11 protein-coding genes are annotated in these 20,403 nt (G+C 47.6%); 7 read left to right on the top strand and 4 right to left on the bottom strand.

Annotated features, from left to right (window positions below; translation table 11 throughout):
- The first annotated feature begins 31 nt into the window (after window positions 1-31).
- The 7 genes from DBK98_RS07435 to DBK98_RS07465 all read left to right on the top strand — a co-directional run bounded on the left by DBK98_RS07435 (window position 32) and on the right by DBK98_RS07465 (window position 12,903).
- The gene (locus DBK98_RS07435; protein ID WP_005823280.1) at window positions 32-1,426 is read left to right on the top strand and encodes a RagB/SusD family nutrient uptake outer membrane protein; all 1,395 of its coding nucleotides are present in this window, start codon (window positions 32-34) and stop codon (window positions 1,424-1,426) included.
- 116 nt (window positions 1,427-1,542) lie between these two features.
- Complete coding sequence (hflX, locus tag DBK98_RS07440; RefSeq protein WP_005775357.1) at window positions 1,543-2,796, top strand: GTPase HflX; 1,254 nt, start codon at window positions 1,543-1,545, stop codon at window positions 2,794-2,796.
- A 24-nt stretch (window positions 2,797-2,820) separates the two neighbouring features.
- Window positions 2,821-4,812 carry a DUF4954 family protein gene (locus DBK98_RS07445; protein ID WP_032536915.1) on the top strand — a complete coding sequence of 664 codons (1,992 nt, stop codon included), beginning with the start codon at window positions 2,821-2,823 and terminating at the stop codon, window positions 4,810-4,812.
- A 28-nt stretch (window positions 4,813-4,840) separates the two neighbouring features.
- Window positions 4,841-7,354, top strand: coding sequence for a M1 family aminopeptidase (locus DBK98_RS07450; RefSeq protein ID WP_032536916.1), 2,514 nt, complete (start codon window positions 4,841-4,843; stop codon window positions 7,352-7,354).
- A gap of 442 nt (window positions 7,355-7,796) precedes the next feature.
- Window positions 7,797-9,443 (top strand): fumarate hydratase, encoded by a 1,647-nt coding sequence (locus DBK98_RS07455; RefSeq protein WP_005775362.1) that lies wholly within the window; start codon window positions 7,797-7,799, stop codon window positions 9,441-9,443.
- Window positions 9,444-9,576: 133 nt separating this feature from the next.
- Entirely contained in the window at window positions 9,577-10,722 is a 1,146-nt protein-coding gene (locus DBK98_RS07460; RefSeq protein ID WP_032536917.1) for an acyltransferase, read from the top strand.
- Window positions 10,723-10,746: 24 nt separating this feature from the next.
- A complete protein-coding gene (locus DBK98_RS07465) occupies window positions 10,747-12,903 on the top strand; it encodes an alpha-N-acetylglucosaminidase (protein ID WP_032536918.1) in 2,157 nt (718 codons plus the stop codon).
- Between the two features lie 83 nt (window positions 12,904-12,986).
- Here the strand turns inward: DBK98_RS07465 and DBK98_RS07470 are convergent, their stop codons facing one another.
- The 4 genes from DBK98_RS07470 to DBK98_RS07485 form a co-directional block, all read right to left on the bottom strand.
- Window positions 12,987-14,642: an amino acid permease gene (locus tag DBK98_RS07470; RefSeq protein WP_032536919.1), complete on the bottom strand. Its 1,656-nt coding sequence runs from the start codon at window positions 14,640-14,642 to the stop codon at window positions 12,987-12,989.
- A 257-nt stretch (window positions 14,643-14,899) separates the two neighbouring features.
- Window positions 14,900-16,225 (bottom strand): TolC family protein, encoded by a 1,326-nt coding sequence (locus DBK98_RS07475; RefSeq protein WP_022011044.1) that lies wholly within the window; start codon window positions 16,223-16,225, stop codon window positions 14,900-14,902.
- Complete coding sequence (locus DBK98_RS07480) at window positions 16,222-19,257, bottom strand: efflux RND transporter permease subunit (RefSeq protein ID WP_005775368.1); 3,036 nt, start codon at window positions 19,255-19,257, stop codon at window positions 16,222-16,224. The genes DBK98_RS07475 and DBK98_RS07480 overlap by 4 nt, the downstream gene beginning before the upstream one ends.
- Window positions 19,258-19,271: 14 nt before the next feature.
- Complete coding sequence (locus tag DBK98_RS07485) at window positions 19,272-20,354, bottom strand: efflux RND transporter periplasmic adaptor subunit (RefSeq protein WP_032536920.1); 1,083 nt, start codon at window positions 20,352-20,354, stop codon at window positions 19,272-19,274.
- Window positions 20,355-20,403 lie beyond the last annotated feature (49 nt).

Genomic DNA, 20,403 nt, shown 5'->3' on the forward strand with positions numbered 1-20,403 from the left:
GGTTTTATATTAACAGATAAAAGAAACTACAATGAAAAAGATAATTATATTTTCGACATTATGCGCTTCTCTCTTTTTAGGTAGTTGCAGCAGCAGCTTCCTCGATCAGGAGCCTCCATTATATGTAAACGAGAACGATATTTTCACAAGCCCTACCCGAATAGAGGCTACTCTGAACGGCTTGTATGCTGCAATCAAGAACACAGGGACTAAGTCTTTGATGGGAGGTAAGTCCTATATGGTGTTTGACAACAGGGGAGATGATGTTATCAATATCTCCAACAACTTGGTGACTTTGTTCAATACCTATAATATGAATGTGGGCATTACGGATGCCGAGAATGCTGACACCTGGACATACGCTTATCTGGCCATCAATAAAGTAAATACTTTCCTTCAGTCTCTTGAAGGTGCCAAAGAAGTTGCCGGTGAGAATTATGACCGCTATGTGCAGGAAGCTAAGTTTGTCAGAGCTTTGGCATACTATTATCTGAATAATTTGTATCCGACTCCATATTCTGTAAATCCCGATGCAAAATCTGTTCCGTTGCGTCTTACTGCCGAGGCCGGAACCGAAAATAACAATATGCCTCGCTCTACAGTAAAGCAGATTTATGACCACATTCTGTCTGATCTGGAAAACATTTCGGCATTGGATACCGAAGTGAATACCTATGCAGGAGTTACACATGCTACTCAGGCCGCTGCCAACATGCTTAAGATGAGAGTTTATATGGCAATGAACGAATGGGACAAAGCCATTGCAGCCGGAGAGTTAGTGACCGGATATAGTTTGCCGGAAGACGTAACATTGATTTATAAGGCCCCGTATTTCAGTCAGGAGAGCATCTTCTCTTTGCCGATGGCTGATACCAACATCCCGAATACACAGCAGTCGTTGGCAGAATATTATTATGATGGTAAGATCATGTTGATTGATACGAAAAGCGGAATTATGTCAAAGCCTGATTATTCGTTGGCTACCGACAAGCGTATTATCGCCTTTAAAGGGGAGAAAGACTTGTTGTTGAAGTTTACGGATGCAAAAACTAAATTGCAGTGGGTGCCCATTTTCCGCTATGCCGAAACTTTGCTCGACCTTGCCGAATGTTATGCCAACAAGGCCGGAGGTGAAGCTACTGCCAAAAGCCTGTTGAAACAAGTCAGAGGACGTTCGGTAGATGCAGCTACGGATCCGTTGAAGATCGATAACTTAACGGGTGATGCACTGAAAGAAGCGATTTACAACGAGAAACGCCTTGAGTTTATAGGCGAGGGTATCCGTGGTATTGATATTATGAGACGTGGGGAACGTTTCATTAAGGTGGGTGCGAATGAAACAATTAATGTGGGTCCGTCCGATGAAAAATATACTTGGCCGATACCTCAGGTTGAGTTGCTGTTGAATAAAGATATTAATAAATAAATAGTCAATAAATAATAAAGAATCGCTCAGGTAGAAACACTTGGGCGATTTTTTCTTTTAGTATGTTACGAAAATAGCTATATTTGTCGCCATATTATAATAAGGTATAAAGTAGAATGAAAGAATTTGTAATATCCGAAGCCAAAGTCGAAACTGCTGTTCTGGTAGGTCTCATCACTCAGACACAGGATGAACGCAAGACCAATGAATATCTGGACGAGCTGGCATTCCTGGCTGAGACAGCCGGGGCGGAAGTGGTGAAAAGGTTTACGCAGAAGTTGCCGACGGCTAACTCGGTGACTTATGTGGGAAAAGGAAAACTGGAAGAAATTAAAGAATATATAAGAACAGAGGCTGAAGAGGACCGGGAAGTGGGAATGGTCATCTTTGATGACGAACTCTCGGCCAAGCAGATACGTAACATCGAAGCTGAACTGCAAGTGAAGATACTGGACCGTACTTCACTGATTCTTGATATATTTGCCATGCGTGCCCAGACGGCTAATGCCAAGACTCAGGTAGAATTGGCGCAATATAAATACATGTTGCCCCGTCTGCAACGTCTCTGGACTCACCTTGAACGTCAGGGTGGTGGTTCCGGAAGTGGTAAAGGAGGTTCGGTAGGTCTTCGTGGCCCGGGTGAAACTCAGTTGGAGATGGACCGCCGTATCATCCTTAACCGTATGTCACTGCTTAAGGAGCGTCTCGCCGAAATAGATAAGCAGAAGTCTACCCAACGTAAGAACCGCGGACGCATGATCCGTGTAGCTTTGGTAGGTTACACCAATGTGGGCAAATCGACCATGATGAATCTGTTGGCGAAGAGTGAAGTCTTTGCTGAAAACAAGCTGTTTGCCACACTCGATACGACGGTACGCAAGGTGATTATCGATAATTTGCCTTTCTTGCTTTCCGATACGGTCGGGTTCATCCGTAAGTTACCTACTGACCTGGTGGATTCCTTTAAGTCTACCCTCGACGAAGTACGTGAGGCCGATCTGCTGGTTCATGTTGTGGACATTTCGCATCCAGGATTTGAAGAGCAGATAGAGGTGGTGAATAAAACACTGGCCGACATCGGTGGAGGTGGAAAACCAATGATTTTAATATTTAATAAGATAGACGCCTATACCTATGTAGAAAAGGCGCCGGACGACCTTACCCCCAAAACAAAGGAGAACTTGACACTCGAAGAACTGATGAAAACATGGATGGCTAAGATGGAAGATAACTGTCTGTTCATCTCCGCCCGTGAGAAAATCAATATAGACGAACTGAAGAGTGTGGTTTATCAGCGAGTGAAAGAATTGCACGTGCAGAAGTATCCCTATAACGACTTTCTCTATCAGACCTACGACGACGAAGAGTAACTTGTAGTTTGTAATAAGAGGATTATGGGAAAGACTTACCGTAGACTGACTGAAGATGAAATTCTTCAGTTGAAGAGCCAGTCGTGTCTGGCTGATGACTGGAACCATGTTGCGGTCGCTGAAGAGTTCACAACCGAATTTGTGCATCACACCCGTTTCTCGGGAGAGGTGAAACTGGGCGTTTTCCACTCGGACTTTATCTTGCCGGGAGGAATCAGGAAACATTCCGGGCTGAGGCATGTCACCTTGCACAATGTAATTGTGGGCGACAACTGTTGCATTGAGAATATCCAGAATTACATTGCCAACTACGAGATAGGAAACGACACTTTCATTGAGAATGTAGATATTATTCTGGTGGATGGTCTGACTCAGTTCGGTAATGGAGTAGAGGCCGCCGTGCTGAACGAAACGGGAGGTCGCGAAGTGTTGATCAATGATAAACTATCTGCTCATCAAGCTTATATTCTGGCTCTTTACCGGCACCGTCCGGAACTGATCAGCCGGATGAAGGCGATCACTGACTATTACTCCAACAAGCATGCTTCTGCGATGGGGACCATCGGCAGCCATGTGATGATTCTCAATACCGGTTCTATCAAGAATGTGCGTATTGGCGATTATTGCTGGATTTGCGGAACCTGCCGTCTTTACAACGGAAGTATCAACAGCAATGAAGCCGCTCCGGTACATATCGGGCATGGTGTCATTTGCGATGACTTTATTATTTCCTCCGGTTCTCATGTGGACGATGGAGCTATGCTGACCCGTTGCTTCGTTGGGCAAGCCTGTCAGTTGGGACACAACTACTCCGCTTCCGATTCCCTGTTTTTCAGTAACTGCCAGGGAGAGAACGGTGAAGCATGTGCCATCTTTGCCGGTCCGTATACCGTAACCCATCATAAGTCTACCTTGCTGATAGCCGGTATGTTTTCGTTTATGAATGCCGGCTCGGGGTCGAACCAGAGTAATCATATGTATAAACTGGGACCGATTCATCAGGGGACGTTGGAAAGAGGAGCTAAGACTACTTCCGATTCATACATTTTATGGCCGGCGCGTGTAGGGGCTTTTTCATTGGTGATGGGGCGTCATGTGAATCATGCCGATACCTCGAACCTGCCTTTCTCTTACCTGATCGAGCAGCAGAATACGACTTATCTGGTGCCGGGAGTCAATCTGCGCAGTGTCGGGACTATCCGCGATGCCCAGAAGTGGCCGAAGCGTGACAAACGTACGGACCCGAACCGCCTGGACTATATAAACTACAACCTTCTGAGTCCATATACTATCCAGAAGATGTTCAAGGGGCGCTCTATACTGAAAGAGCTGAAGCGGGTGTCCGGCGAGACATCGGAGATCTATTCTTACCAAAGTGCAAAAATCAAGAACTCTTCGCTGAATAGCGGCATACGCTATTACGAAATAGCTATCCATAAGTTTCTTGGTAATTCCATCATTAAGCGTCTTGAGGGGATTAACTTCAGAGATAATGAAGAGATACGCCGGCGTCTGAAACCGGATACCGAAATCGGAGTAGGCGAGTGGGTGGATATTGCCGGTTTGATTGCTCCGAAAAGTGAAGTGGAAAAACTGATTACCGGTATCGAAAGTGGTGAGATCGATCGTTTGAAGAGTATGAATGCCCGTTTTGCCGAGATGCACGATAACTATTATACTTACGAATGGACGTGGGCTTACCATAAGATACAGGAATTTTATGGTCTGAACCCCGAAACCATTACAGCAAAAGATGTTATCGCTATCGTCCGTGCCTGGCGTGAAGCAGTGGTCGGACTGGACCGCATGGTGTATGATGACGCACGCAAGGAATTCTCACTTTCGTCTATGACGGGCTTTGGTGCCGACGGCTCACGCGATGAAATGAAGCTGGATTTCGGTCAGGTACGTGGCGATTTTGAGAGTAATCCGTTTGTCACTGCCGTGCTGCAACACATTGATGATAAGACTGCTCTGGGTGAGGAGCTGATTAACCGTATCGGGCAACTGGCGTGACGGAATTACGAGCTACAATATATTTGCTATGAAAATACACATTTTATTTGGAATGATCGGGTTCTTCCTGCTGACCGGATGTTGCCGGACAGCAGAGAAGAACCCTCGTTTTTATGATGCCGGCGTTTCTAAAGAGCTTGCCGATCATCGTAAAGCCGAGATTAAGAATTTGAAGTATGAACTCAGTTTCAGCATTCCACGGCAGAAGGAGACACCTATTGACGGTGATATCACCTTGCGCTTCGACCTTGCTGCCGCTCAGGAAGTCCTGATTGATTTTCGTGAGGAACGTGGAAAAATTAAAGAAGTCATTGCCAATGGAAAACCGGTAAGTGATGTGCGCTTTGAGAACGAACACATTATTCTGCCTGCTTCGCTGACAGCGAAAGGGGCGAATGACATACAGATTCGTTTCATTGCCGGCAATCAGTCGCTGAACAGGAACGATGAATACCTCTATACGTTGCTCGTTCCCGACCGTGCCCGTACCGTCTTCCCTTGCTTTGAGCAGCCCAACCTAAAAGCCGAGTTTACTTTAAAGCTTGAGGTTCCGGCCGACTGGAAAGCTGTTTCCAACACATACGTCCGGAGTGAAACAGTAGCCGGTGACCGTAAAACCGTTTGTTTTGCACCGACCGAACCACTCAGTACTTATCTCTTTTCGTTTGTGGTCGGAAAATTGGAGCGACAGGAGTATACTCAGGACGGGCGTACCATCGCCGCCTATTATCGTGAGACCGACCCTAAGAAAATAGCACAGTTGGATATTGTTTTCAGACAAGTCATGGCATCACTTCACTGGCTTGAAGAGTATACAGGGATCGCATATCCGTTTGCCAAATATGATTTCATCGTTCTTCCCGGTTTCCAGTTTGGCGGAATGGAACATACAGGAGCTACCTTATATAATGATAACGGGATTTTCCTGAGCGAACATCCCACTCCGGACGAGGAGTTGAACCGGGCGGAATTGATTGCGCACGAGACCTCTCACATGTGGTTTGGCGATCTTGTAACGATGGATTGGTTTGACGATGTATGGACCAAGGAAGTTTTTGCCAATTATTTTGCTGCCCGGATTGTCGAGCCCTTGTTTCCGGAGATCAATCATACCCTGAATAAGCTCAAGACTTTTAATGCCGCTTCTCTTACCGAGGACCGTACTCTGGGGACGAATGCCATCCGGCAGCCACTCGATAATCTGCGTAATGCCGGGCTGATCTATGGGCAGATCATCTATAACAAGGCTCCCGTGATGATGGAGAAACTGGTTGACAGGATGGGTGAAGCCAACTTCCGGAGTGGTATACAGGAGTATCTGAAAACCTATTCGTACGCTAATGCCACTTGGGACGATCTGATTCGCATTTTAGACGGCAAGGCGCCCGAAGATTTGGCAACTTTCAGTGATGTGTGGGTGAACCGGAAAGGAATGCCTACGCTGAACTTCCGGATCGATGGACAAGAATTGGAGGTCCGTCAGAGTGATCCTTATAACCGTGGTTTGCTTTGGCCGCAGCGTTTTGCCGTCACTCTTTGCGGAGAGCGCGATTCGGTGTTGCGGGTGAATATGACGGATACTTTGGTTCGGATACAGCTTCCTTTTGTACCTTCGTTGGTGTTGCCCAATACCGATGGCAGAGGTTATGGCTTGTTCGTTCCCGACGAATCTGCTTTGAAGTGGCTGTTGGCACATTGGTGGGAGGTAAAAGACGATACGGCACGCCAATCACTCTTGATGACACTTTATGAGAATTACCTGGCTAAACATATTTCGGCGGACGACTGGACAAACAGCCTGTTGGCAGGGCTTCCTGCAGAAAAGAACGCTCTGGTGGCGTCTACAGTGAGTGGTTATTTGGCGGGTGCCATGCGGCGGGTAGCTCCGGCACAGATAGCAGAGGTTGAGGCGCGGGTCTACGCCATCAGCCGGAATCATCCGTTGCCTTCGTGCCGGGTGCAGTTGCTGCGTTATTTTATGCAGAATGCGACTTCACAACCTATGGTGAAGGAACTGTATGCCTTGTGGCAGGAGCAATCGGACAAACGGTTGAACCAACAGGATTACACGACTTTGGCTTACGAACTTGCCATCCGCCTGCCTGCCGAAAGTGAACAGATATTACGTACACAACGGGCACGGATTGATGATCCGGACCGTCTGCGTCGGTTCGATTTTATTTCACGGGCGGTCGTATCCGATACCGCACGGCTCGATACTTTGTTCAACAGCCTGCTTGTAGCGGAAAACCGGCGGATAGAGCCTTGGACGGCTGCCGTGATACGTTATCTGAACCATCCGTTGCGCGAGGAGCAATCGGTGAAATACATCCGTCCGGGACTCGAGGTGCTGGAGGAAGTACAACGCACCGGAGATATTTTCTTTCCGAAAAACTGGGCCTCGGCCTTGTTGGGCAATCATCTCAGCCGCCCGGCTTATGAAGAAGTGGTGCGTTTCCTGGACGCCCATCCGGATTATTCACCGCTTTTGAAGAACAAGATATTGCAGGCTGCCTATTCTCTGTATCGCGAAAATGATTAAAATAATTCCCGGAATGCTTGACTTTGCCTGTCCGATGTTGTATCTTTGCAACAGATCCATTACTTATATTCAAATTAGAATGCAGTAGAAGAGGAAGCCCGCAAAGCTTCCTCTTTTTTTGTACCCTTATCTCCCGGTGTCCCGGAGCCGGGGGCTTTTCTGCTCTTTCCCCGGCTCTCCATGCCCTCGAGACCGTTGCTCCGTGATGTGAAGAGCCTTGCTTCGGCCCAAACAGACGGTTGCATTTGCCCGGACAGACGGTTGCATTCCACAGAAATGAGCCTTTCTTCCGGAGAGGTCTCTTCTTCTTCGTAGAAACGCTCTCCGAACGTTAATAATAAGTAAATCCGCTCTTGACAAAATTCACCACTTTATTCATACTTTGGAAAACTATTCTTACCTTTGCCTCACTAACTAACATTACGTAATAAAATAAAGAGATATGGCAACACCTCCGTTTAAGTATCAACCTATGTTCGAACATGGGGAAGATAAAACCGAGTATTATCTGCTTACCAAAGACTATGTGTCAGTAAGCGAGTTCGAAGGAACACCTGTGCTGAAGGTACAGAAAGAAGGTCTGACAGCTATGGCCAATACCGCTTTCCGTGACGTATCTTTCATGCTTCGCCGCTCACACAACGAGCAGGTAGCAAAGATTCTGAGCGATCCGGAAGCAAGTGATAACGACAAGTACGTGGCATTGACTTTCCTGCGCAACGCTGAAGTGGCTGCCAAAGGCGTGCTTCCTTTCTGTCAGGATACCGGTACGGCCATCATTCATGGTGAAAAAGGACAGCAGGTCTGGACCGGCTATTGCGATGAAGAAGCTCTTTCACTGGGTGTTTACAAAACCTATACGGAAGAAAACCTGCGTTACTCACAGAACGCTCCGCTCAATATGTATGACGAAGTGAACACGAAGTGTAACTTGCCTGCCCAGATCGATATCGAGGCTACGGAAGGCATGGAGTACAAATTCCTGTGTGTGACCAAAGGTGGTGGTTCTGCCAACAAAACATATCTGTATCAGGAGACAAAAGCGATCTTGAATCCGGGTACTCTGGTTCCGTTCCTGGTTGAAAAGATGAAGACACTGGGTACGGCGGCTTGTCCTCCTTATCATATTGCATTCGTAATCGGAGGTACTTCGGCAGAGAAGAACCTGTTGACCGTGAAGCTGGCTTCTACTCACTATTATGACGAGTTGCCTACTACCGGTAACGAATATGGTCGTGCATTCCGCGATGTAGAACTGGAAAAAGAAGTACTTGCAGAAGCTCAAAAGATAGGTTTGGGTGCGCAGTTCGGCGGTAAGTATCTGGCACACGATGTACGCATCATCCGTCTGCCCCGTCACGGTGCGTCTTGTCCGGTGGGCTTGGGAGTGTCTTGTTCTGCCGACCGTAACATCAAATGTAAGATCAATAAAGACGGTATCTGGATCGAGAAACTCGATTCTAATCCGGGTAGCCTGATTCCGGCAGAATTGCGTAACGCAGGCGAAGGTGATGTTGTAAAGATCAACCTGAACCAGCCGATGGCAGATATCCTGAAGGAGCTGACTAAATATCCGGTGGCTACACGCCTGTCACTGAACGGTACGATTATCGTAGGTCGCGACATCGCTCATGCCAAACTGAAAGAACGTCTGGATCGTGGTGAAGATCTGCCTCAGTACATCAAAGATCATCCGATTTACTACGCCGGTCCGGCCAAAACTCCTGCCGGTATGGCTTGCGGTTCTATGGGACCGACTACTGCCGGACGTATGGACTCTTATGTGAACCTGTTCCAGGAACATGGAGGCAGTATGGTGATGTTGGCAAAAGGTAACCGTAGCCAGCAGGTGACTGATGCTTGCCAGAAACATGGCGGCTTCTACCTCGGTTCAATCGGTGGCCCGGCTGCTATCCTCGCCCAGAACAATATCAAGAGCATCGAATGTGTGGAATATCCGGAATTGGGTATGGAGGCTATCTGGAAGATCGAAGTAGAAGACTTCCCCGCATTTATTCTTGTAGATGACAAGGGCAACGACTTCTTCAAGCAAATTAAACCCCGTTGCGGCTCTTGCAGCAACAAATAAGAATATGGTGAGTGGTCATTAATATTGGTTATTTATCATGTTAACTCGAGTGAGAGGCGTCTGTATGCTGTGTTATACAGATGCCTTTCTTATTATAAACACCTTAATCATTATCAGTAAAAACAATTCCCCGATGGAACTACAGAAAAATCCTCAACACATTGTCTGGCTGGACGTTGTCCGTTTCGTTGCCATGTTTACCGTTGTCTGTTGCCACTGCACGGACCCTTTCAACTTTTATCCGGGCACTGCCCCTAATATTGACGAAATCAAACTTTGGGGTGCCATCTACGGAGCATTGCTTCGTCCTTGCGTACCGCTGTTCGTGATGATTACCGGAGCCCTGCTTCTGCCGGTGCGCGGCGAAGTCTCTGTCTTTTATAAGAAACGTATCCCCCGTGTTTTATGGCCATTCCTCATCTGGTCGGTCATCTACAACCTTTTCCCCTGGATTACCGGTCTGTTGGGCATCAAGCCCGAAATTATTCTCGACTTTTTCCCTTACTCGGGGGAGGAAGTGATGCGCCAGTCGCTGTCCATCTCTTTGGATTACATTGCTCAGATTCCTTTTAATTTCTCCATTGTAGATGTACACATGTGGTATATTTACCTGTTGATCGGCTTGTATTTTTATCTTCCCGTCTTCTCTGCCTGGGTGGAGAAAGCATCGGATAAGGCGAAGTTGTGGTTCCTCGGTGCATGGGCTGTCACTCTGTTATTGCCGTACTACAATCAGTTTGTAGCGCAATATCTTTGGGGAACCTGTTCATGGAATGCGTTCGGCATGTTTTATTACTTTGCCGGTTTCAATGGCTATCTGTTATTAGGACACTATCTGCGTAACCTTGACTGGACGTTGGGTAAGATTCTGGCAATCGGTCTGCCAATGTTTGTGATAGGATATGCCGTTACCTTCTTTGGCTTCCGTTACATCACGGCTTTGCCGGAATACAGTGACGAGATGCTTGAGCTCTTCTTCACTTACTGTTCGCTGAATGTAGTGATGATGACCATCCCGGTGTTTATGCTTTGCAAAAAAGTAAATTTCCGTTCGGAGGGAATCAAGAAAGCGCTTGCCAATCTCACTTTGTGTGGTTTCGGTATCTATATGATACACTACTTCTTTACCGGCCCTTCCGTACTGTTGGTACGTACGTTGGGAGTGCCTCTGGGCATTCAGATACCGGTGGCGTCTGTCATGGCATTTGGTGTTTCGTGGCTGATCGTATGGGCTGTCTATCGTGTGCTGGGCAAGAAGGCGAAATGGATTATGGGATAAAACAGTAATTAAAGCATATTATTTATGAATCGTAAATCAATACTATTAACAATCTTACTTTGTGTTACTTCTTTGACAATGGCTTCTCCGGTGACCGGCTTGTTGGAGCGCATAGACAAAGGAGCTTCGAAGAAGTTTATTATCGAGCAAGTGAAGTCCGGTACCGACTTTTTTGAACTCGATCAGAAGGGTGATAAAGTCGTTATCCGTGGAAACAATTACGTGAGCATCGCTACCGGGTTGAATTGGTATCTGAAGTATTATGCCGGTATCCACCTTTCCTGGAACGGAATGCAGGCAAAACTGCCGGCTGTGCTTCCTCCGGTGACAAAAAAAGAACGGAGAGAAACGACCCTGCCTTACCGTTATGATTTGAACTATTGTACTTTTTCTTATTCCATGGCTTTCTGGGATTGGGACCGATGGGAGAAAGAAATAGACTGGATGGCTTTGCACGGCATCAATATCCCTTTGGCTGTGACCGGGGCAGAGGCTGTGTGGTATAACGTGCTTGATAAGTTGGGATATACCAAAACCGAAATAAATGAGTTCATATCCGGTCCGGGCTTTTTTGCCTGGTGGCTGATGAATAACCTTGAAGGCTGGGGCGGACCTAATCCGGATAGCTGGTATACACAGCAGATTGCTTTACAGAAGAAAATCCTGAAGCGTATGCGTGAATACGGCATCGAACCGGTCCTTCCGGGTTATTGCGGCATGGTGCCCCATAATGCGAAAGAGAAACTCGGATTGAACGTATCCGATCCGGGAACATGGTGTGGCTATCGCCGTCCGGCATTTCTGCAACCAAGCGACCCGCGTTTTGAGGAAATCTCTTCTCTCTACTATAAAGAGCTTGAGAAACTATACGGGAAAGCTGACTTTTACTCCATGGACCCCTTCCATGAAGGAGGCAATACGGCAGGCGTGGATCTCGATGCGGCAGGTAAGGCTGTGATGAAAGCCATGAAGAAGGCCAATCCGAAAGCGGTTTGGGTGGCGCAGGCATGGCAGGCAAATCCACGTCCGAAGATGATTGAGAATCTGGGGGCCGGTGACTTGCTGATACTCGACCTGACCAGTGAATGCCGTCCGCAGTGGGGAGATTCCACTTCCGAATGGTATCGCAAAAACGGATATGGACAGCATGACTGGGTATACTGTATGTTGCTGAACTACGGTGGTAATGTCGGACTGCACGGAAAGATGGATAATGTGATCGATAATTTTTATCTCGCTAAAGCCGATCCGCACGCAGGTTCTACACTTAAAGGTGTGGGGATGACCCCTGAGGGGATAGAGAATAATCCTGTGATGTACGAACTGGTGATGGAACTGCCTTGGCGTGCAGAGCGGTTTACGAAAGAGGAATGGTTGAAGGAGTATGTGAAAGCACGTTACGGTGCAGATGATCCGGTGGTACAGGCTGCCTGGACCAAACTGGCGAACTCCATTTATAACTCACCGAAGAACCTGACGCAGCAAGGTACACACGAATCCGTATTCTGTGCACGTCCGGCGGAAGATGTGTACCAGGTGTCCAGCTGGTCGGAAATGAAAGATTACTACCGTCCGCAAGATGTGATTGAGGCTGCACGCCTGATGGTATCTGTGGCCGATCGTTATAAAGGAAACAATAATTTTGAGTACGATCTGGTGGATATCGTTCGGCAGGCACTCGCAGAGAAGGGCAGGCTGATGCAGAAGGCGGTTACCGCTGCTTACCGGAGTGGTGATAAAGAACTCTTCGGAATGGCTTCTCAGAAATTCCTGAACCTGATTCTGTTGCAGGATCAGTTGTTGGGTACCCGCCTGGAGTTTCGCGTAGGAAAGTGGATTGAAGAGGCGCGGGCGTTGGGTGGTACATCCGCAGAGAAGGCTTTGTATGAGTGGAATGCCCGTGTGCAGATTACGACCTGGGGCAATCGGAATGCAGCCGATTACGGTGGCCTCCGAGACTATGCTCACAAAGAGTGGAACGGATTACTGAAGGATTTCTATTATATGCGTTGGAAGCTTTATTTCGATTCTCTCTCTCAGAAACTGGAAGGTAAAACCCCGGAGAAAATTGATTTCTATGCAGTGGAAGAACCTTGGGCCAAAGCCACTAATCCCTATTCGGCGGAGGCTGAAGGAGATTGCATTGAAACAGCGAAGCGGGTGATGCAAGCGGTGGAATAGTATATCGCAAAGTTCACCACAGATTACACAGATTATCTACGTAATAAATAATCTGTGTAATCTGTGGTGAACTCGTTTTTAGACTATTTTTGCTTTGCTGTCCCTTTCCAGATACGCATCATATAATATGCACAATGCGTAAATGCGAAAACAAACGAGATTATCAGCAATACTTTACTTTCGTCCCAACCCACCGTCTGCTGGTGCCATAGCCCGGTGATGACACAAAGCACAGACAGTGCGATACCGATCATGTTCAGTGCCGATTGTCCCCGGCGATTTTTCACGCCTTGTTCCAGTTTGCTGTGCTTCATACCATAGCCAACGTAAATATCCAACCCGATGAGCATCCACAATACCAGACGTATCCAAGTATCGGCGGGAAGGAAAAGCATCATGCACAGGCAGGTGAGTATTCCTAAAATCGGGACGAGTGGCACAAACGGAGTTTTAAAAGAACGGGGGATATCCGGCATGGTCTTTCGTACTACCAATACGGCGGCACATACCAGTGTGAAAGCCATCAGTGTGCCGATGCTGGTCATCTCTCCTGCAAGGCGTGCCGGGACGAATGCAGCCAATAAACCTACTATCAGCATAAACAGGAGATTGCTGCGTGCCGGTGTGCGAAACTTTTCATTGATGTGCGAGAAGAATGGAGGGAGCAGTCCGTCATGGCTCATACTCAGGAAGACGCGGCTTTGTCCCAATAAAGTGACCATAATTACAGAACAGTAACCGAACAGGATGGCAAGAACGATAGCACGGTTCAACCAGGGATAGTCCGGATGGATGAGGCCTGCCGCATCGGTATGCCCCATGTGTTCGATGGCAATAGCTACCGGTGCAATGCCCTGCTGTCCGCTAAACTCGGTGTAGTGGGCAACTCCCGTCATTACGTGGGCAAACAACATATAGAGCACAGTACAAACAAGGAGTGATACCAGGATACCGATCGGCATATTTCGTTTCGGGTTCTTTGTTTCCTGGGCGGCCGTACTGACGGCATCGAATCCTAAAAAAGCAAAAAAGACAATGGCTGCCCCGCGTAAGACACCCGAAATCCCATACTCTCCAAGTGTGCCTGTATTGGCGGGAATGTATGGAGTATAATTATCCGCATTGATATATTTCCAGCCCAATACGACAAAAAAAGCGATCACCGATACTTTGAGGAATACTACGATACCGTTAAAGATGGAGCTGCCTTCCGTACCGCGAATCAGGAAGATACTCATCAGTACCACAATCAGGAATGCAGGGATATTGACGATTCCTCCATCCCACGGGCAGGCGGTTAGTGCTTGCGGAAGATGTATGTTGAGCCCTTCAAGGAAGACCACGAGGTATCTGCTCCAACTGATACTGACAGTGGTAGCCGCTACTGTATATTCAAGGACAAGGTCCCAACCGATGATCCAGGCAATCAGTTCGCCCATGGTGGCATATGAGTAGGTATAGGCACTTCCGGCAACCGGAATCATGGAAGCAAATTCCGCATAGCAGAGTCCTGCAAAACAGCATCCCAGTGCGGCAATGGCAAATGAAAGTGTAATGGCCGGTCCTGTATAGCCTGCTGCTACGGTTCCGGTGATTGAGAAGAGTCCTGCTCCGATAATGACACCGACACCCAGTGCTACCAGACTCCAGGGACCTAATACTCGTTTCAATGATTTACTTCCTGACGCATTGGCCTCTGCCAACAGGGCTTCAAAGGGTTTCTTTATGAATAATCCCATCTTTCTGTTTCTTTTTTTACTTAGTTGTACGTGGTACACAAAGAGTCGTGGGAAATATCGCTTGGTTTGCCCGCCGTACTCTTGTGATTGGATTGGCTGCAAAGATAAGCAATCTGAACGGGCGATACAAGGCTTCTTTTGTATTAAAACAAACGGTTCCGTCGGTTTAAAAGGTGGGGGTGTGTCAAAAGTCTTTCCCTCTGTGGTAAGTTTTGACGCACCCCCGAATGTTGTAAGGAGAAGGGCTAAGTGTACGTTTAGTCCAGATATTTTGTTATTTTCCCACTGATCTGTAGCAGGGAGATTTCGCATAACTTAGTGTCATATTCGGCAGACAGAATTCGCTCTTCCGCATCCAGCAGACTCTTCTGTGCTTCACGCATTTCGATACCCGAAAGGTTTCCTAACATATATCGTTCCATGGCTATCTCGTGATTCTCTTTGGCAGCCACCAGGTTTTGCCGTTCCAGTTTCAGCATTTGCAGATTATTCTGGTAGGCTTGCCACAGATTGCTAAGGTCCGCTTTCAGTCCTTGTTCCAGCTGCTCCCGTTGCAGACGGGCGTTTTTGATGGCGATACGTGCGTTGTTCTTTTCGCGACGGCGGTTTCCGTCGAAGATATTGAATCCGATTGTTACCCCGAAGTTGGCACCCAGATTGCCTCTTTGGCTATTGGAGGCAATGTCGTATTTATTAAAGGTATAGCCATATCCGGTATTCATTTTGAGGTATGGGTAGTTACGAGAGTTTACCTTTTTATAGTCCAGCATGGCGAGTGTATTGTTCTGTTCGGCTTTCAGCAATGAAGCGTTGGTCAGTAGAGTGGCGTTCCATAATTCTTCGAACCGGAGTCCTGCGTTAACTTTAATGATACTGTCTTCTATCACAATCGGCTGGTCCACATCTTCATTGGCCATCAGTTCGTTCAGCTGGATGCGCGACGTATGCAGCAATTCCTGTTGCTTCATATACTTGGCACTGTCAGCATTGAAGTCTACTTTGGCCTGTTGATAGTCCAGGCGGGAGAAGTTACCGATGTGATAACGTTCTTCCACGATTCGCAGGCGTTCTTTTGACAAGGATACGGCGTAGCGGAAGTTCTGAAGGCGGATTTTCTGTTGAACGTAATTGTAGTATTCGGCTGCAAGGTTAGCTATCAGGTCTTCGATGGCAATACGGGTATTGGTTTCTCCCTGTCGTTCCAACTCTTTCAGCTTTTGATAATTGGCAGTGATGTTGAAGCCGTCGAAGATAGTCCAGTTCAGGTTCAGCCCCACGTTTACGGTCTGGTCGAAGACACCGTTTTCTTTTACCGACTCCCCGGTAGCCCGGACCTTGGTGTTGGTATTGTCCACAGTTCCTGTATAACCGGCCGTTAGGTCGAGGGTAGGCAGGTAGCCGGCATTACCCGGCGTAGCGTTATTTTTGCTTACTTGCTCTTCGTTACGGACTATTTGCAGGGAATAATTATTCTGGAGGCCGTACTCCAGACAGGATTTTAGAGTATAAATTTGTGGCTGTTGTGCTTGCAGACCCAAAGGGGTGCAGCACAATGCTATGATAAATAGGGCAATCTGTTTCATTCTCTCTTTAATTTATTACTTCGGTTCGTCGAAATATAACTGTAAATAGCGGGTACGATGTACATAGTCAGCAAGGTAGATACCAACATACCTCCCACAACAGCCGTACCCATTGCAATGCGCTGGTTACAACCTTCACCTGAGGCGAACGCCAGCGGGATCAATCCTAAGATGGTAGAAGCACTTGTCATCAGGATGGGACGCAGACGTTGCAATGCCGCATCCTTGATAGCTGTCAGTTTGTCTTCACCTGTTTCCTGTTTCTGATTGGCAAACTCCACGATCAGGATACCGTTCTTGGCTACCAGGCCGATCAGCATAATAATACCGATCTGACTGAAGATGTTCATCGTGATACCGCCGAAGTACATGAATACCAGTGCACCGGCGATGGCCAGAGGTACAGTCAACATGATGATCAGCGGATCCTTGAAACTTTCGAACTGTGCCGCCAGGATCAGGTAAATCAGCACAATGGCCAGGATAAAGGCAAACATCAGGCTTGAAGAACTTTCACGGTACTCCTTCGAATCACCGGTCAGTGCCGTACGGAACGTGTCGTCCAAAGTCTCTTTGGCTATCTTGTCCATCTCGTCCAGTCCCTGTCCGATGGTCTTGCCCTCCGCCAGTCCGGCGGAAACAGTAGCCGACACGAAACGGTTGTAACGATACAGCTTGGGAGGTGCGATGCCGTCGGTCAACTCGATCAGATTGTCAAGCTGTACCATGTCTCCTTTGTCACTGCGGATGTAGATTGCTTTCAGGTTGGCAGGCGTATTGCGTTGTTGACGGTTGATTTCTCCTAAGATTTCATATTGCTTACCGTTCATATAGAAGTATCCCATACGCTGTCCGCTCAATCCGTATTGCAGGGTTTGGGCAATGTTGCGGGTACTTACCCCCATTATACTGGCTTTATCGCGGTTGATATTGATACGTGCCTCCGGTTTGCTGAATTTCAGGTCTACGTCCGCCATCTGGAATACCGGATTTTCGTATACCTTGGCCATGAACTTAGGCAGTACTTCCTGTAGTTTCTCGATATTGGTAGCCTGCAACACATATTGTACGGGCATGCCGCCACGCCGTCCGCCAAAAGAAGACGATTGCTGGACGAACGAGCGCGCCATCGTCTTTTTCTGTACTGCCGCCGATAGCTTTTCGGCAATGTCCATCTGTGTATAGTCACGATCCTTCATATCTTTCAGCGTGATGCGTACATTACCGCTACCACTCGATACACGGGCTGTTACCGACTCTGCATCCGGTACGATCGAGTCTACCAGATCGTTTATGTCTTCCGTATAGTCACGAATGTACTCGTATGTCACACCTTCAGCACCACGGGTGTTGATACTTATTTGTGAGCGGTCTTCCAGCGGAGCCATTTCTGCAGGAATGTGGTTCCATAAGAAAGCGATGATACCGATTGTGATGGCTACAAAAGGTAAGGAAATCCAGCGCTTGTTGAGGAAAGCAGCCAGTGAACGACTGTACAGACGGTTCATTCCTTCGAAGAAGGGTTCTGTTTTCATATAGAACCAGTTTTGTTTTTCCCGTTTTACCAACAGTTTGGTGGCAAGCATCGGAGTAAAGGTCAGGGCTGCGAATGAAGAGATAATCACCGATCCGGAAACTACAATACTGAATTCACGGAACAGACGTCCTGTCATACCCTCCATAAAGACGATGGGGAAGAACACGGCCACCAGCGTAATGGTGGTGGAGATGACGGCAAAGAAAATCTCTTTTGCTCCTTCGATGCCGGCTTCTTTCGGAGGCATACCTTTCTCTATGCGTACATAGATGTTTTCGGTCATCACAATAGCGTCGTCTACCACCAGACCTACCGCCAACACGACCGCCAGCATGGAGAGTACATTGATGGAGAAGTCCGCCAGATACATGACGAAGAAGGCACCGATCAGTGATACCGGGATTACGATACAGGGAACCAGCGTCACCCGCCAGTCGCGCAGGAAAAGGAAAATAATGATGATAACCAGGATGAAGGCTACATAAACCGTCTCTTTTACCTCATAGATGGATGCACGGATAAACTTGGTGTTATCGAATCCGTAAGAATACTTCACGTCTTCGGGAAGGTCTTTCTGCATCTTCTCCATGCGTTCGTACACTGCGTCGGCTATCTTGATATGATTGGCACCGGGTTGTGGGATTACGACGATACCTACCATCGGTACTCCGTTCATCTTCATATAACTTTTGATATCGGCCGGCCCCAGTTCGGCGCGGCCTATGTCACTGAAACGGATAATACGGTCGTTCTCTTCTTTGATGATCAGGTTATTGAATTCTTCTGCGGTGTGCATCAATCCCAAGGTACGGATGGTGAGCTCTGTCGTATTTCCTTCGATACTGCCCGAAGGAAGTTCGACATTTTCTTTGTCTACTGCATTCTTTACGTCGATAGGGGTGATCCCATAACCCGACATCTTGATAGGATCGAGCCATAAGCGCATGGAGTAGCGCTTTTCTCCCCAAATGGAAACGCTACTTACGTCGGAGATGGTTTGTAATTGCTCTTTTACGGTCAGGTCGGCAATTTCACTGAGTTCCAGCAAGGAGCGTTTGTCACTTTGCAGAGCTACCATCAGGATAGGAGTAGCATCGGCATCCGCCTTCGAAACAGTAGGAGGGTCACAGTCGCGCGGCAGGTAGCGCTGGGCACGGGATACTTTGTCGCGTACGTCATTGGCTGCTGTTTCCAGATCGACGGACAGCTCGAACTCTACCGTGATACGGCTTTGTCCCTGCTGGCTGACGCTGGACAGCGAACGGATACCCGGAATACCATTGATGTTCTGTTCCAGGGGTTCGGTAATCTGATTCTCAATTACATCGGCATTAGCACCCGGATAGGAGCAGGATACTGAGATTATAGGATTATCTACAGACGGATACTCCCGGACACCCAGGTAGTTGTACCCGATCAGTCCAAAGAGTAAAATGATGATGGTCAATACCGTTGAGAGTACCGGCCGTCGTATGCTTAATTCGGATATATTCATAAGGCGGTCGGGAGTTAATTGATATTATCCAGTGTGACAGGTAATCCTGTACGGAGTTGAAGGGTTCCCGAAGTGATGATGGTATCACCCATCTGCAGACCTTTTATCACCTGCACTTCAGCTTCGGTACGAATGCCTGCGGTTATTTCTACCGGTTCAGCCTTGCCCGATTTATAGAGGAATACTTTATCCTTACCCATTTCCGGTACAATCGCTTCGGATGGGATGGCAATGGCATTCGGGATTTCTTCTTTTTTCAGCTGAATGCTGGCGTAGCGTCCCGGGAGCAGTGCGCCGTTACTGTTGGCATATAGGGCACGAACGGTCAGCGTACGGGTAGACTGGTCGATTCTTGACTCGGTTGCGTATACTTTTGCCGGGAAAGAACTTAATTTACTTCCCAGTTCGAAGTTGAGGTTGGTGCCTTTCTTTACCTGGCTTGCATAACGTTCTGGTACGGAAAATTCTATTTTCAAAGGAATAATTTTCGTCAGTTTGGCTACGATAGTGGTTGGTGAGGCATATGAACCGACACTGACTTGCCGGAGCCCGATTACTCCGTCAAAAGGAGCGCGAAGTTCGGTCATGGCAATGTTAGCTTTCACCAGGTCGATGTCCGCATTGAGGGTAGCCAGTTCCGTTTTTACTTGTTCGTAGGCTTCTTTACTGACAGCGTCCCGTTCAAGCAGAGCGTTCTGACGGAATACACGATCTTCGGCAAGTTTTAACTGAGCTACGAGGCGTTGCAACTGAGCCTGCAACTGACGGTCGTTTACTTTCGCCAATAGCTGTCCTTTTTTTACGGCACTGCCTTCGTCAAAGTTGATTTCAACGATCTTTCCTGAAGTCTCGAAAGAAAGATCCACTTCTTCATCAGGCATCAAGCTGCCGCTAATTTGAATCTGATCTGTCAGCAATTGTGGCTTTATGATCTTGGCATTTACATTCAGAACTCTTTTGTTGATCTGCTTGCCAGCCATCACTTTGTCGGCTGCCGCCAACTCTTCATTTGCTTTAGGAAGCTGAGAGTAGATACCCCAGCCTATCAGTCCGGCACCAATCAATGTGATGATGCCCCATTTAACCTTTTTATCCATGTCTTAGTATTAGTATATGTCCGTTCTAAGGTTAGACTAAGAGGGTGGG

It is taken from the genome of Bacteroides sp. PHL 2737, from assembly GCF_004115325.2.
GTDB classification, from domain to species: Bacteria; Bacteroidota; Bacteroidia; order Bacteroidales; family Bacteroidaceae; genus Bacteroides; species Bacteroides hominis.

Coding starts and splice junctions, on each gene's coding strand:
- DBK98_RS07445 (WP_032536915.1), top strand. CDS start 2,821: ATGGGAAAGACTTACCGTAGACTGACTGAAGATGAAATTCTTCAGTTG.
- DBK98_RS07470 (WP_032536919.1), bottom strand. CDS start 14,642: ATGGGATTATTCATAAAGAAACCCTTTGAAGCCCTGTTGGCAGAGGCC.
- DBK98_RS07480 (WP_005775368.1), bottom strand. CDS start 19,257: ATGAATATATCCGAATTAAGCATACGACGGCCGGTACTCTCAACGGTA.
- DBK98_RS07465 (WP_032536918.1), top strand. CDS start 10,747: ATGAATCGTAAATCAATACTATTAACAATCTTACTTTGTGTTACTTCT.
- DBK98_RS07450 (WP_032536916.1), top strand. CDS start 4,841: ATGAAAATACACATTTTATTTGGAATGATCGGGTTCTTCCTGCTGACC.
- DBK98_RS07460 (WP_032536917.1), top strand. CDS start 9,577: ATGGAACTACAGAAAAATCCTCAACACATTGTCTGGCTGGACGTTGTC.
- DBK98_RS07475 (WP_022011044.1), bottom strand. CDS start 16,225: ATGAAACAGATTGCCCTATTTATCATAGCATTGTGCTGCACCCCTTTG.
- DBK98_RS07485 (WP_032536920.1), bottom strand. CDS start 20,354: ATGGATAAAAAGGTTAAATGGGGCATCATCACATTGATTGGTGCCGGA.
- DBK98_RS07435 (WP_005823280.1), top strand. CDS start 32: ATGAAAAAGATAATTATATTTTCGACATTATGCGCTTCTCTCTTTTTA.
- DBK98_RS07455 (WP_005775362.1), top strand. CDS start 7,797: ATGGCAACACCTCCGTTTAAGTATCAACCTATGTTCGAACATGGGGAA.
- hflX (WP_005775357.1), top strand. CDS start 1,543: ATGAAAGAATTTGTAATATCCGAAGCCAAAGTCGAAACTGCTGTTCTG.